The following is a 14,035-nucleotide window of genomic DNA, read 5'->3' on the forward strand; positions in this document are numbered from 1 at the left end:
TGTCGGTCTGCCGGAGTTTTTGAGACTGCGATCCATTTGTTTTCAATGACTTACCTGTGTCGCATTTCTGAGACTGATTCAGGGTATGTGATACTGGACGCCGATTTGAGTCACCATTGGTGAGACTATCCGGCATCCATGCACTGAGTAAGTTATGTCCGATAATTTTCCAGCTGACAAGGATTGGGAAGAGGCCGAGCGCCGCGCGCAAGTGATCGCGGAGCTGCCGGTCCAGCTCACTCAGGGCAATGTCGACTGGGCCATGCGCCAGTTGAATGTCAGCCGATCCACGCTCTTTCGTCTGGTGAAGCAGTTCCGCGAAGACGGGCGGACCAGTGCACTGCTACGGGATACCCGGGGGCCCAAACCGGGCATGCAGCCCCTGAACCCGGCGGTGGACGAGATTGTCTCCCGCCATTTCAGGGAGTTTTATGCCACCCGCCGCAAGCCCACCAGGACACGGTTCTGGCGGGAGATCGCTGCCGATTGTCAGGCGCAAGGGTTGGCACCACCCTCGATCCGGCGTTTGGGCCGCTGGCTGGAGGGGCACGATCAGGCAAACCTGATGGCCCGACGTGAAGGCAAGGACAAGGCTGAGCGACGCCATCTGGCCACGCCGGGAGGCCTTACTGCAGACAGCCCTCTCGATATCGTCCAGATCGACCACACCAAGGCCGATGTGACAGTGGTCGACCCGGTGACGCGTTGCCCGCTCGGTCGTCCGACGCTGACTGTGGCAATCGATGTGAACACCCGCATGGTTTTGGGGTTTCATCTGTCGCTGGAGCCGCCATCGCTTCTGGCTGTTGCTCTGTGTCTGACCCATGCGGTGATGGACAAATCGCATTGGCTCACTGCGCGAGGTATCAGCACGGATTGGGCTGCGCAGGGTATCCCGATCGCGATTTACGTGGACAATGGCGCGGAGTTCCACGCGCGCGCCTTTGAGCGGGCCTGTTCCGAATATCAGATCGACCTGCGGCACCGACCACCGGGAACGCCGCGCTATGGCGGCCATATCGAGCGCCTGATCGGCACGATGATGGGCGCGATTCACCTGCTGCCGGGCTCGCATTTCTCGAATATTTTCGAGCGCGGTGATCTCGACGCGGAAGCCGAGGCGGTGATGACGCTCAGAGAGCTGGAAACTTGGCTCGCTCTCGAGATCACCGGCTCCTACCATGCGCGGGTCCACAGCGCGCTGGAAACGACACCTGCAGCGGCTTGGGCGGCGCGGACGAACGAGGTCCGGATCCAAATCCCGGCCGATCTCAGGCAGTTCCTGGTCGATTTCCTGCCCTCCGAGCAGCGAGTTTTGCAGCGCGACGGCCTGCATCTCTTCCACATCCGCTACTGGGCGGACGAGTTGCGCTGGCTGATGGGCCGGGAAAGCCGCAAGTTCACGCTCAAATACGACCCGCGTGATCTTTCGCGCATCTTCGTGCTGACAGAGAACGGGATCATCGAAGCCCGGCCGGCGGATCTGACCCGACCTGCGGTCACGCTCTGGGAGCACCGCGCAGCGCGACGCGCTTTGCGCGAGGCCGGGCGCCGGTCGGTAGATGAGGAACTGATTTTCAGGACGATCGAGGCGCAGCGCGACCTCGTCGACAGTGCCGAGCGGCAAACTAAGGCGATACGGCGCCACCAGGCGCGGCGGGCGCATCTGGCCCCTCTGCCGATGATCGATGTGACACCGGATGCCGCCGCGCGAGATGCCCTGCCTGCGCCGGAAGGGGAGGGGAGCCCGTTCCTTAGCCATCCCGGCTTCAAGGTCGAGGAGTGGTACGACGATGACTGAGTTCCCGCATCTCTATCCAGGAGCCGGCAAGATCGCGGCGCTCAGCGCCGAGGAGCGCATTCACCGGATTCGCGCCGACCGCTGGGTCTCCTATCCCAGGGCCGAGGCTGCCTTGGAGAAGCTGGAAACGCTGATGTCGTTTCCCGAGCGCGCCCGCATGCCGAACCTGCTCATTGTCGGTGACAGCGGCATGGGCAAGACGATGATCATCGAGAAGTTCACCCGCGATCACGCATCGAGCTTCGACGAGACCAGCGGACGGCTACATATGCCGGTTGTCGCCGTGCAGATGGTGTCTGGGCCTGATGAATCGCGCTTCTACCGCCGGATCCTGGCGGCGATCGGTGCCCCGGAGCCGCCTCGGGCGACACTGTCTGTGCTGGAAAGCCTGGCCTTGCGTCTGCTCGCCGAATTGCGTCCGGGGATGCTGGTCATCGACGAGATTCACAGCCTGCAGGCGGGGACGATCCGCGAACAGGCACGATTCCTGAACATGCTGCGCTTTCTGGGCAACGAGCTGCGCATCCCGCTGGTCTGTGTTGGTACAGCGCAGGCTCGCAACGCGCTGCGCACCGATGATCAGCTGGTGCGCCGTTTCGAGGCCTTCGCGTTGCCGCCTTGGCGCGAGGGCGAGGATCTGAACGGGCTGATGAGCACGCTCACGCGCACGCTGCCGCTTCGGCGCCAAAGCCAGATCGACGAGAAGGCACTCACGCGGATGATCAAGGTGACTGGCGGCATCACCTCGGGCATCTTTTCGATCTTGTCGCAGCTGGCGATCGCCGCCATCGAAAGTGGCGAGGAACGCATCCTCTCGCGCGATATTCTGGGCGGCGACCGGTTGCAGGCGGTCCTGGGAGAGCCGGTGTGACGATGTGCGGGCGCCTGCCGGTCGTATACGCCCCAGAGGCTGACGAGCGGCTGTCCTCCTGGATCGCGCGTATGGCCCCGTTCTACGCCATGACGGTTTCGGAATTCGTCGCCACGCTTGGCCTGAAGGGGCACGACGTGTTCGACCTGGAATGGCGTCTCTCGGAAGGGCAGGGGGCTCTGATCGCGGCTCGGATCGGCCTTTCGCCCGAAGCAGTGCAGGCCATGACATTCCGGGAGTTCGGGCCACAGGCGCGTTTGATGATCGCGCGGAAGAGCCGGTATTACTGCCCGTACTGTCCCGAAGAGCCGCAACGCAAATCCACAGCCCTGCCGTGGCGATTTCGCTGCCCGGTGCATGGTGTGGAGTTTCGGGGCGCCACCGGCGAGACCCTGTCCGATCGGTTCGGTACGGATTGCTTCAAGAAACTTGAAGGGCATGCCGAGGTCGGTGCCGCGCATCTCGATGCCTGGGCGCGCAGCGCGGGGCAGGGCGACCTGGAAGCGCCCGAAGTGCTTCAGCTTCTGACGGTGCGACATCGCCGGGCCTCGCCGCCGAACGTTTGCGAGCAGCCACGAATGTCTTTGAAAGACCGCCGGGACTATCATGATTTTTTGACCACGCCGATCATCCGACAGGCGCTCACGGTCGTAGTTCCCGAATACGATCAGGTGGCGCCAGTGCTTGCCAAGCCAGTGCGTCCCGGTCTCCACGCCCTGGCGCAGGGCTCGCTCTTGCAGTGTTTCGCGCTGGCGGTCGGCGCCGGGCGGATCATTGAGGATCCGGTCAAATGGGCGATCTCAGTCATGCTCATGAGCGATGCGGAGGCGCAGGGACGGGTCCGGCAGGCGATTGACGCATGGCCTCTTTCGTTGAGGCGAAGCATCTCGGCCCGGTTCTGGCGCGCTGAGCGCGACGAGAGAGCACGGCAGTCTGCAGAAAAAGCCGCGAGACAACGCCAGTCTCACAAACTCCGACTCATCCAGTCTCATAAATACCGGTACGGAATCTCATGAACCCCGGTTCGTTTTTCAGGGAAGTGCTTGAATCTCATCAACACCGGCCATCCGACACATGAAACAAAAACGACATCGGCATGATGACGAGCGTATTCCATCGATGTCCGATAATGCAAGATTATTGGACATTAGAGCAAGAGATAGTGTGAGGCGGTTTCTACGCTATTTGCTGGCAGAAAGCGCCGTCTTGGGATAGCGTCCCGGCATGACGTTTGCTCGCGACATCCGCACCAGCGACCCTGAAACGATACCCCGGATGCCAGCCTGGGTTATCGCCACACGGGTTGAAACCCTTGAAGATGTGGCGTTTTTGTCAGGTGCAGCGCTTACTCACCTGTATCATGTGTTTGCACGAGACGATGTCCCCCAAGCATTGTTGCGGGACCGGCTGGCCCTGCACGCCGCAGAGGCATGTGCCGGGTTTTCTGGTCGGCCGGAAAGAGCCCCAGAGCTGCGCGACGCGATTCATCTTCTGCGCCCTGGCGATCTACCTGGTCCCGCGGGGGAAACCTACCTTGCCTGGCGTCGCGCGGTGGAACGGTCGGTGTCGGTCAAGGCTTTGAGCCGAGCTTTACCGACCATCGAGTCTTGCCAGATCGCCACGTGGCTGGATGCGGGAAATGGGGCACCGCTGACCCGTACCGCGGTGGTGCTGGATGCTGTCCTGACGGAGGCACCCCGTGCCGAAGTCCCGGCGTTGATCCTCGCGGACGCCGCCCTCGCCCAGGCGCTTGGTTGGGATCATGTCGTGCCGCTGCTGGCCGCGGGTTTGAAACGCACAGACCTGCGCAAGCGGGGTGACGATTTGCGCCTAGCCTGTCATCGCGCAGTGACCGCATCCGCGGTCGAGGCCGCGCGTCTGGCTGTCGATCTCGCGCGTCGGGCTTCGCTTTTGAAAGGAGTTGCACCAAAGCTTCGGGCCAAGGAGGCAGGGGCGGCGGTGAAAATATTCCTGACGCAGGACGCCGTGGCGCCCAGTGCCCTGCCTTTGCCGGACCGCGCGGCGCGGCGGCTCTGTGACCGGCTTGTCGATCTCGGCGCGGTCCGTGAGCTAACCGGGCGCGACACATTCCGGCTCTACGGGGTGTAGCCATGAGCATGGACAGCGAAAGTGGGAACCGGTTTCGCGGTTCGGACATGCGACCAGAAAGGAAGTCGAAGGATCGACCAGAAGCTGAGCTTGATCGCGAGTTGCTCGACCTGCCACCGGAGTTGCGCTGGCGGGAATGGATGCGCCGGATCGAGGCGGTGCTGTTTGCCTCTGCCTCGCCTGTACCGCGCGAGGATCTGGCGCGCATAGTGGGGCAGGGGACTTCGGTTGATCTGCTGTTGGAAGACCTTGCCGCTGATCTGGAAGGGCGGGCGTTCGAGATTGCCATGGTCGCAGGGGGGTGGATGTTCCGGACGCGGCCTGTTTACGCGCCTGCGATCCGCGCCGCAGCGGATGTCGGAGACCAGTTGCTGGACCTGAACGAGTTCGACGTCGCGATTTTGGCGGCCATCGCCTACCACCAGCCGATCACCCGCGATGGGCTCAAAGACATCTTTGGCAAAGAGATCAGCCGGGACCTGATCGGAAGGCTGCATGCGCAGGGTCTGATTGGAACTGGGCCGCGCGCGCCGCGTCGTGGTGCCCCCTATACCTTCGTGACCACAGACGCGTTCCTCGCAGCTTTCGGGCTGGAGAGCTTGCGCGACCTGCCAGACGCTGAACAGCTGAATGATGCCGGGCTGGCCGCGCGCGCCTGAAACTCACCGGGAATTTTTACAGCGCTTGCCGCTGCTGATCGAGCCGCGCGGCCGCCTGAACGAGATCCGCCAAATGCGGGCCAGCGGTGGTAGAGCAAGGCCCAGCTTTGGGCCGAGGCAGGACGGCATCGCTGAAAGATGTGACCAGTCCGCTCCAAGCTGGCGCAGCCTGAACGACGCGTTTCCAATAGATAATCGCGGAACTTCTTCTCTTTTCGAACGGCGTCGACCGCCCTTCCGCCAATTTCTGAAATAGCTGATAGCGATCCCGATGGGGGAGGCGCACGATGGATACACTCTGTTTACCAAATTGAAAGCAAGCCGATCCAAGAAGGTCCGGCAGTGATCGTCCTTCTGCCATTCTATGCCCTGCTGCCTGCAGACGAAGCAGATCGTCGATCAGACGCTCAAGACGCCGAACCCCATTGGTGGCAGGACGGGTGCGTTTGCAGAGGGCCGCGCCGCACCGGGCGCAGATCTGATGCGGCACAAGACGCTTCTGGCTGAACGGAGCCAATCCGCCCCCGCAAGATGGGCACCTGTCCCGAAGCCGACAACCGTGGTGAAAGCAAGAAACGCGTGTCGCCAGGCTCCAGCCTCGGCGAAAATAGGGCGTTTCGTCTTCCGCCAGACAGGCCGGGCAGAATTGCAGCCAGGTCGCCTGCGTCTTTGGTGCGCAACTCTGCTGAGGCGATGCCCGCAGGGGCAAACGCAACCGGGCCAAGGGGTCAGGAGCAATGGTCAGAGCCGCGATGTCTTCCAAGGGTATGTGGGTATGTTCTCCCAGAAACTGCAGAATGCGATCTGGCATCGCTCGATCAAGACGTGCCGACCAGTTCTGACCTGGCGCTCCGAGAAGCGCACCAAAATAGTGCGGAGGTATGCCGTTTGCGTAAGCGAGGCGGTGCAGCCAGCTCGACAGAAGTTCACCTGGTGCGGGCATAATGCTCATGGGCCAACGGTTTCCCGCCGCGCCTTCATACCGCTCTGCAGGCGTCACGGAGATCCCGGTCGGCCCAAACCTCATGTCATCTCGTGACGCAAAGCGGAATTGCGGCGCCTCGAGAGAGGCACATAGCCAAGGTCCGACAGGGTTGCGCCCGTGATCCGGTCCTCACCGCGCGAGATTGCCGCAACTGCCGCCCTGGTGACTATCTCGATAACCTCGCCGATCAGCCCCTCTGACAGATCGTGGATGATCTTTGCCAAGGGTTCGCGCGACAGATCGGAGGCATTGGCTAGCGGCAGACTTACCTCAAGGCTGTCCAGAAGTGTCGCGAAATCCTCGTCATACGCCCAGCGTGGAATGGGGATCGTATCGAAGCGTGAGCCCATTTCGTCCGTGTCATGCACCGCATCGTAGATCGCGATTTCGCCGACAAGGACGGGTGAGATGTCATGCACTCGTGCGATCCGCCGCAAGAACGAGAAGATGGCCTTCACATCCTCGCGCCGCCCGCGCAACGCGCTGTGGAACTCGTCGAAGATCAAAAGGCGCGGCTTCAGGCGCTCCAGAAGATGATCGACCTGATCGCCGGCGCGGGCCAGGCTGCGCCAGCCAGCGGCTTGTGGCGCGCGCAATCCGGACAGGATGCTGGCATAGAAATGCGACAGCCCTGCACCTTCCCGGGTCTGAATCACCCACACCTTTTGCTGCTCGGCAACACGCAGATGTTCGACGGCGAAGCGTTCGGCGATCATGGTCTTGCCGTTATGGTAGGGACCGGCAAGCAGCAAACCGCGTGGGCGCAGGGATGGCGGTCGCTCAAGCAGCAGTCGCATCGCGTCATGCGCCGCGCCGGCCGCCGGATGGCTGATCCAGCGCGGCGCGCGCACATGGGCGATCCGCACTGCGTCATCGGCCTGCAAGAGTGGGACGGTGGCCGACATGAGGTGGTCCGGCACCTTACCAATCCTCGATTGGGAAGACCCGCCGCGGACGATCCGGGTCGAGCTTTGCCTGGGCCGAGGCGGAAGGCGTAGCGAAGTCGGCATAAGGCTTCTTTGCCTCGGTGGCATGCCGGGCGCGGGTCATCTCCTTCAAACGGCTTTTGGGGGTTTTGGCGGCGGCAACAGTTGCGGCGATTTCGCGTCGGATGGCTGATGCCTCCTGCACAGGGCGCCGCTGGATTTCACGCCGCTGCTGTCGATCCGCCTGGTGCTGCCAAAGCGTGATCGGCTCGGCCAGTCCGTCCCGTCGCCTGACCGGCCGCCAGGCCTGCGTATCCGGATCCTTGACGTAGACATGGCTGATGTCGCGAGGATCATAGCACAGATCGAGCGGCTCCAGCCGGTCACGACGCGCAACCAGCGGGCCAAGCCAGGGCTCGAAATAGTCGATGGCGAAGAGACTGAAGCCCTGAGGTGAAATTTTCCGCGTCTTGCGTGGCAGGAAATTCAGCAGCACATCGACAGGCGCATCGATAGGCCGGTCCTTCGGCTGGAACCGATCTTCCCACTCTTTCGCCGGAACGGTCAGCCTGCGCGCATTCTGGCTCAGGTTGTGGTCGATGATCGCGAGCGCGATGCAGCGTTCAAGATCCGCGAAGCTGAGCCGTGCCCGCGCTTCCGAGGCATAGTCGCCCCGATCCGCGATGGAACGCCCCGTCTTGCCGGGCAAGGCGCGTAGCGCGGTGTTCACTTTCCCAAGCAGGCGTTCCACGACTCCGCCCCGATGCACGGTGCCCTTGTTCCGCATGCGTATGGCGATGCCATAGTCCGCGCATCCTCTGCTGAAGGTGCTGCTCTGGAACTCCTTGGCGGAATCGACGACGATTTGCTTCGGGCGACCGTGCATCGGCCAAGCATGATCGATACCGCGTTCTGCCAGCCAGTCAATCTTGCAGCACATCGCGTGCGCCAGACAAAGCGCGACAGACAGTCGTGACGGCCGCTCGAGGGTCAGGCAGAAGCCGATGATCGCGCTCGTGGCCACATCTGCAGCGATGGTCAGATAGGGACGACCAACGAAGACACCGTGGTCATCAATCACCTCAACAAATTGGATGTCTGCCGGCGTGTGATCGATCTGGACAACGTCGAGCGCGTGGTTAGCCCGGATGTAGCCCGGTCGCGGCTTCAGCCGGTGCAGGTGTTTACCATCCGACAGGCGGCGGCGGGCAATTTCTTCCGGGGCGAACAGGATGGGGATCCGCCGGGCGACAGTGACATAGGCGGGTGGAGTGTGCCCTTCCTCTGCGCAGCGGGTGCGGATCTCTTCAACGATCGGTGCAAGGTCCGGCTGCTCCGGGCGCAACCACATCTCCCGCAGGGTCACCGCGATGATGTTCTCGACTGCGGGGTTGATCCTTGGTTGTCTTGTTCCACTCCTTCGCGGCAGAAGGGACGATACCCTGCGCTCTTCCCGATACCGCGCCAGATAGTTGTAGACTTGGCGTGTCGAGAGCCGCAGCTCGGATGCCGCGCGCATCACGGCCTCACGCACCGGCGCCGCTCCGTCAAGAATCCGGTCCAACTCGCGCGCGGTACGCGTCGCCTTGGCCCACGCTTCATCCGAGGCATGCGCTTCGCCGGACGTCATCGATATGAAACTTCCGAGACCGGCTGGGTCATGCGCCAACAGGGCGGCCACTTGCTGAAATACGTAGCCAAAATTGAAGCCTTAAGCTGAAAAATGATGTGTGCTTACCCCGTATCATCCAGAAATCACGTAATAATCATGTGCTGAAATGGTGAAGAAAATGCGACATGTGGTTCCTGCCCGGCCCGATGGAAGAGGAGCCGGATTATCTGCCGCCCGGCCCAAGGACAGAGCCGCGTGAAACCGCAGTCCTCGACGATTGGCGACGCGCTGAGGCGGGCAATGCCGCCCGTCTCGCCCGTGTGGCTGGTCGGGTCGGCGCGCTGGACGACCGGCTGAAGCGCGGCCCGGAAGGATGGCGGCACAGACTGGCGCTTATCGAGGCGGCAGACCTCAGCTGGTTTGTGGGCGACCGGATTGGTCCAGATCGGCTGGCGCTCTGGATCTCCATGCGCCTGTCCGGCATGCAGGACGACACTGCAGCGCTTGCGCGTGTCGGGTGGGCGGTGCGTCGTCTGACAGGCGGTCCCGGCCCAGAGGTGGACTTGTCCGCCTTCTTAGACCGCCGCGACCCCGAAAACATGGCGGATGAAGCCGAGCCCTTCGCGGATCGTGCCGGAGGTTGGCTCGAGTTGATAGCGCAAAGCGCAGACCTGCATTCGATCACTCGCGCCTGCATGGGCTTTCACCTCTGGAGCCTCGCAGGCCTTGGCCAACTGGGCGACCGGATGGAAGCGGCGGTCACCGCGGCACGCATCGTGGTCGGCGAGGGAAAGGGGGCAGTCTTTGCGCCGCTCGCCATGGGCGGGGCAGGGGGCTTGCGCGCCGGTGGCATGCCTGCCGAGCGGCTGGTTCGCTGGCTCGACGGAATGGAGAACGCTCTCCTCACTGCAATGCGCCACCTGGACGATATCGACGCCTGGTCGGCGCGGGCGGAAGCCATAATGACCCCGCTGTCGGGGAAAGTACCGCCTGCCGTGCGCCGCGCACTGACGGAATGGCCTCTGGTCTCCGCCCCGATGGCCGAAGTCCTGACGGGGGCTAGTCGCGCTGCCGTCCAGCGCAACCTGGCCTGGATGGAGGAACGGGGCCTGATCCGCGAAGTGACAGGGCAAGGGCGGTTCCGTATGTGGCGAGTGGTGGCTTAGCAAATTGACCAGTGGTAGATTTGGATGATTAACTATTATTTTCAATATCTTGATATGGGGTCGTGTGCACTATGAGTGCAACCCAAAATCGCCTTATGTCGCCCTGCGTTTGGCGGTTGGGTCTATTTGGTTCATTTGAAGTTCGCCTGAACCCGTGACCTCACACTCATACCAAAACCCTTCGTCGGGTAGCTCGATCCGCGACTCTGACTCTTCCGGAACCTACACGTGGTGCTGATTGAGATCAGGGTTTCTGCAGGCCGTTTGTACCACTTTCGCGGCAACGCCAGAATCGGCGCATGATGGATCATAGCTATGAACACGATGACGCCCACACCGAAATCGGTCCACACTGGCTTGACGGCAGCCGAAGCCCAGACGCGGTTAGCCGCTGACGGGCCCAATGAATTGGCGACGACAAAGCGAAGGTCTCCCTTTCGCATCGTATTGGACGTTCTGAAAGAGCCGATGCTGGTGCTGCTTTTGGTGGGGGGCGTGGTCTATCTTTTGCTCGGAAGCAAGGCCGAAGCGCTCATTCTTTTGGCATTCGCCTGTATGTCCATCGGCATCACGGCGGTGCAGGAGGCGCGCACCGGTCGGGTGCTTGAGGCGCTGCGCGATCTGTCCAGCCCGCGCGCGCTGGTGATCCGGGATGGCGCCCGCCTGCGTATCGCGGGGCGTGAGGTGGTGCGCGGTGACCTGATCGTACTGTCCGAAGGCGACCGGGTGCCCGCCGATGCCATGTTGATCGAGTCCACAGATCTGTCAGCGGATGAGTCCCTGCTCACGGGCGAGGCTGAGGCGGTGCGCAAGAAGGTCGGAGTGGTTGAGGCCGATGTGCGGCCAGGCGGCCACGATCTGCCGCAGGTGTTTTCCGGGACCCTGATCGTGCGCGGATCGGCGCTGGCCGAAGTCACAGCCATTGGTGCTGAAAGTGAGATTGGGAAGATCGGCAAAAGTCTGAGCCAGATCGAACCTGAGACACCGCATTTGCAAAGCCAGATGCGGCGCCTGGTGATTGCCACGGCCGGGATAGGCATCGGCATCAGCGCAATTGTCGTTGCACTTTATGGGTTCTTGCGCGGTGGCTGGCTCGATGCCGTGCTGGCGGGGATTGCGGTTGGCATGGCGATGCTGCCCGAAGAGTTTCCGATGGTCCTGGCGGTCTTTATGGCTATGGGGGCCTGGCGCATTTCCAAGGCGCGGGTACTGACCCGCCGCGCCTCGGCCATCGAAACTCTGGGGTCGGCAAGCGTGCTGTGCACCGATAAGACCGGGACACTCACCGAAAATCGGATGACCATCGCCGCCCTGCAATTGGCCGACGGTACGGCGCATCAAATCGGTGCAGATGGACCGTGTTGCACGGATCGTTTGACGGTCGTATTTGGCTTGTCGATTTGACGACAGGATAGCAGGATGCCCTTCAAATATAATGCGCGGCGGCGGGACAGGTTTGAGAAGGCAAAGTACCGTGTCGCGAACTGGAGAGAATACAACGAAGCTTTGCGCCGGCGGGGCGACGTGACGGTCTGGTTCAGCGAGGATGCGGTATCCGGGTGGAGCGCCTCAAAGTCAGGGAAACGGGGCGGTCAGCGGCGCTATTCTGACCTGGCGATCGAGATCTGTCTGACCTTGCACGTCGTCTTTGGCCTGCCGCTTCGGCAAACACAAGGTTTCGTGCGCAGCCTGCTGCGGCTTATGCAGGTCGATCTCGCCGTGCCGGATTTCTCTACGCTCTGCCGCCGTGCACAGTCGTTGAAGATCACATCGCGCGGGCGAGCGACAGACGGTCCGTTCACGCTGGTTGTGGACAGCACGGGGCTGCGGGTTCACGGTGGCCGGGACTGGATGGCGGAGAAACACGGGCTTCCGAAGGCTCGTAAAACATGGCGCAAGCTGCATATCGGCCTCGACGTCGAGAGCGGCCAGATCGTTACATCCAGCCTGACGACCGAACATGTCAGCGATCCCGGTGCGCTGCCTGATCTGCTGGCCGAGGTGGCGGGCCCGGTGCACCGTTTCATCGGCGACGGGGCCTATGACGGTACGCCGACCTCCCAAACCATCCGGAAAGCCTTCGGTTCGGATGTCGAGCTGATCATCCCGCCGCCAAAGAATGCCGTTCCCGGGAATTGCGCGGTCCGCAATGCCCATATCCAGATGATCGAAAAGCACGGCCGAATGGCATGGCAGAAGGTGACCCACTATGGTCAGAGGTCACGTGCTGAAGCACAGATCGGAAGGTACAAGGACGTCATCGGTCCGGAGCTGAGAAGCCGAAAAATAGAGAGCCAGACCACCGAAACCCGGATCGCCGTCAAAGCCCTGAACCGCATAACCGACCTCGGTCGCGCGGACTATGAGCGTGTGATCTGAATTGAAGGGGAAAGGGGCCACTGCGTCCAACGCTTGATTCATGCAACACGGTCATTATGATCCGACCACCGGGCGCTATATCCAGGCCGATCCTCTGGGGCTGATCGATGGGGCATCCGTCTATGGGTATGCGCTCCAGAACCCGGGGAAGTATGTTGATCCGAGGGGGGAGTTTATTCAAATTCTTATAGGTTTTGGTCTTGGCTTGCTTGTGGACTATGCCGTCGACCGGCTTGAGGAAAAGTGCAGCTGTGAGGGGGACGGTTTCCTGCCAGGTAATAAATACTCTGCACTCGGTGGTATTTCCGGAGCAACAGGCGCTTTTGTCGGCGGGAAAACTGGTGGAGTGGCCGGCGGTGGTAAGTCAGGTCATAGAACGAGCGTATGGAGCCGGGAACTTGGCAAACCGTATAGAAAGTTGGGGCGTAAAATTGCGAGATGGGTTCCTTATGTCGGTCTCTTCTTTGTGGCTCACGATGTTTACAGATTCCGAAAGTGTTTATAATGAACAGAGACGCCGATGAATCCAAGGAAGATTTTTTTTGCGAAGCGCTCCGACGTTATGGCGTCGAACCCATTTCCACGGATCGTTCTACTTTGCTTGATTTCAGATTGGTGCAGGATTTAGGTATTGCGGGTGATGATTTTGAGGATTTTTTCGAAATTATAAATTCAATGAGACCAGTTTCCGGGAAACTTCCAAGAAGGTTCATTCCGAGTGAATTAGGAAGTGACGCCTATCATGTTGCACAAGCTACCGGATGGTTGAGTAAGAAAATTCCTTGGCTCAAACGATGGCATATTTCTCGCATCAAATGCCCCTCCATTACATTGCGTGAATTGTTTGCAGTGTTGTACGAGGGTGATCCGGCTCCCGGTTCTGGTCAACGTGAATAGTCTGGCCAAATCAGACTTGAGGGCAGAGGGGATGCATTGCTACTCTTGCGTTTTACAAAGGTCAATCTGATTTGGTTGGGAGGGGTATGTTAAATTCGCCTTTATTTAACAAATTCTTATCAATGTTGGCTTTATACCTCGCTAGTTTTGCTCTCTTTGCCAACCTGCTCGATAGCCGTCAGATAGTGCTAGGGTCAGGACTCATAGCCAATAAATGACGAGTGCAGCAAGGGCGATGGCTGATAGGAAGACCTTCGGGCATCGGTCATAGCGGGTTGCCACACGCCGCCAATCTTTCAGCCTGCCAAACATGATCTCGATCCGATTGCGGCGCTTGTATCGACGTTTGTCGTATTTGATTGTTGTCTTGCGTTGCTTTCGGCCCGGTATGCAAGGGCGTATCCCCTTGTCTTGCAACGCTTCTCTGAACCAGTCGGCGTCATATCCGCGGTCACCGAGTAGCCAATCGACCTGCGGCAGACTGCCGACCAACGCCCGTGCGCCAATATAATCACTGACCTGACCAGCCGTGACGAACAGGTTCAGCGGGCGGCCGTGGCTGTCGCAGATGGCGTGCAGCTTTGTGTTCATGCCGCCCTTGGTGCGACCAATCAGGCGACCACGCCCCCC

Annotated in this window: 14 protein-coding genes; 10 read left to right on the forward strand and 4 right to left on the reverse strand. The window is 61.0% G+C overall.

The features are described from left to right. The first annotated feature begins 154 nt into the window (after window positions 1-154). From BSF79_RS19125 to scpB, 5 genes are all read left to right on the forward strand, one after another. Window positions 155-1,801, forward strand: coding sequence for a Mu transposase C-terminal domain-containing protein (locus BSF79_RS19125; protein ID WP_090271124.1), 1,647 nt, complete (start codon window positions 155-157; stop codon window positions 1,799-1,801). After that, window positions 1,794-2,672, forward strand: coding sequence for a TniB family NTP-binding protein (locus BSF79_RS19130; protein ID WP_067296747.1), 879 nt, complete (start codon window positions 1,794-1,796; stop codon window positions 2,670-2,672). The genes BSF79_RS19125 and BSF79_RS19130 overlap by 8 nt, the downstream gene beginning before the upstream one ends. Before the next feature lie 2 nt (window positions 2,673-2,674). After that, window positions 2,675-3,688 (forward strand): TniQ family protein, encoded by a 1,014-nt coding sequence (locus tag BSF79_RS19135; RefSeq protein ID WP_090271123.1) that lies wholly within the window; start codon window positions 2,675-2,677, stop codon window positions 3,686-3,688. Window positions 3,689-3,896: 208 nt separating this feature from the next. Continuing rightward, window positions 3,897-4,781, forward strand: a complete 885-nt coding sequence (locus tag BSF79_RS19140) for a DUF1403 family protein (protein ID WP_090271424.1) — start codon at window positions 3,897-3,899, stop codon at window positions 4,779-4,781. Window positions 4,782-4,828: 47 nt separating this feature from the next. Continuing rightward, window positions 4,829-5,440, forward strand: coding sequence for an SMC-Scp complex subunit ScpB (gene scpB, locus BSF79_RS19145; protein WP_037240140.1), 612 nt, complete (start codon window positions 4,829-4,831; stop codon window positions 5,438-5,440). Between the two features lie 16 nt (window positions 5,441-5,456). Here scpB and BSF79_RS19150 read toward each other — a convergent pair whose 3' ends face one another. The 3 genes from BSF79_RS19150 to BSF79_RS19160 form a co-directional block, all read right to left on the reverse strand. Continuing rightward, the gene (locus tag BSF79_RS19150; protein WP_175545384.1) at window positions 5,457-6,392 is read right to left on the reverse strand and encodes a TniQ family protein; all 936 of its coding nucleotides are present in this window, start codon (window positions 6,390-6,392) and stop codon (window positions 5,457-5,459) included. 71 nt (window positions 6,393-6,463) lie between these two features. Then, a complete protein-coding gene (locus BSF79_RS19155) occupies window positions 6,464-7,345 on the reverse strand; it encodes a TniB family NTP-binding protein (protein WP_245776459.1) in 882 nt (293 codons plus the stop codon). Window position 7,346: 1 nt separating this feature from the next. Continuing rightward, window positions 7,347-8,981 (reverse strand): Mu transposase C-terminal domain-containing protein, encoded by a 1,635-nt coding sequence (locus BSF79_RS19160; RefSeq protein WP_067627162.1) that lies wholly within the window; start codon window positions 8,979-8,981, stop codon window positions 7,347-7,349. A 167-nt stretch (window positions 8,982-9,148) separates the two neighbouring features. Here BSF79_RS19160 and BSF79_RS19165 point away from each other — a divergent pair, with 167 nt between their 5' ends. The 5 genes from BSF79_RS19165 to BSF79_RS19625 all read left to right on the forward strand — a co-directional run bounded on the left by BSF79_RS19165 (window position 9,149) and on the right by BSF79_RS19625 (window position 13,405). Then, entirely contained in the window at window positions 9,149-10,129 is a 981-nt protein-coding gene (locus BSF79_RS19165) for a hypothetical protein (RefSeq protein ID WP_090271426.1), read from the forward strand. Window positions 10,130-10,444: 315 nt separating this feature from the next. Continuing rightward, window positions 10,445-11,533: an HAD-IC family P-type ATPase gene (locus BSF79_RS19170; RefSeq protein WP_217650110.1), complete on the forward strand. Its 1,089-nt coding sequence runs from the start codon at window positions 10,445-10,447 to the stop codon at window positions 11,531-11,533. A gap of 15 nt (window positions 11,534-11,548) precedes the next feature. Continuing rightward, window positions 11,549-12,508 (forward strand): IS5 family transposase, encoded by a 960-nt coding sequence (locus tag BSF79_RS19175; RefSeq protein ID WP_090271427.1) that lies wholly within the window; start codon window positions 11,549-11,551, stop codon window positions 12,506-12,508. A gap of 40 nt (window positions 12,509-12,548) precedes the next feature. Then, window positions 12,549-13,013: an RHS repeat-associated core domain-containing protein gene (locus tag BSF79_RS19180; protein ID WP_090271428.1), complete on the forward strand. Its 465-nt coding sequence runs from the start codon at window positions 12,549-12,551 to the stop codon at window positions 13,011-13,013. Then, on the forward strand, window positions 13,013-13,405 hold the full coding sequence (locus BSF79_RS19625; RefSeq protein ID WP_139246502.1) for a hypothetical protein: 393 nt from the start codon (window positions 13,013-13,015) through the stop codon (window positions 13,403-13,405). Before BSF79_RS19180 ends, BSF79_RS19625 begins: the two co-directional genes overlap by 1 nt. A gap of 201 nt (window positions 13,406-13,606) precedes the next feature. On the opposite strand, the gene BSF79_RS19185 is transcribed toward BSF79_RS19625, so the two are convergent. Then, a partial coding sequence (locus BSF79_RS19185; protein ID WP_139246503.1) for an IS5 family transposase occupies window positions 13,607-14,035 on the reverse strand: 429 nt, incomplete at its 5' end.

It is taken from the genome of Thalassovita taeanensis, assembly GCF_900110775.1.
Classification (GTDB): domain Bacteria; phylum Pseudomonadota; class Alphaproteobacteria; order Rhodobacterales; family Rhodobacteraceae; genus Litorimicrobium; species Litorimicrobium taeanense.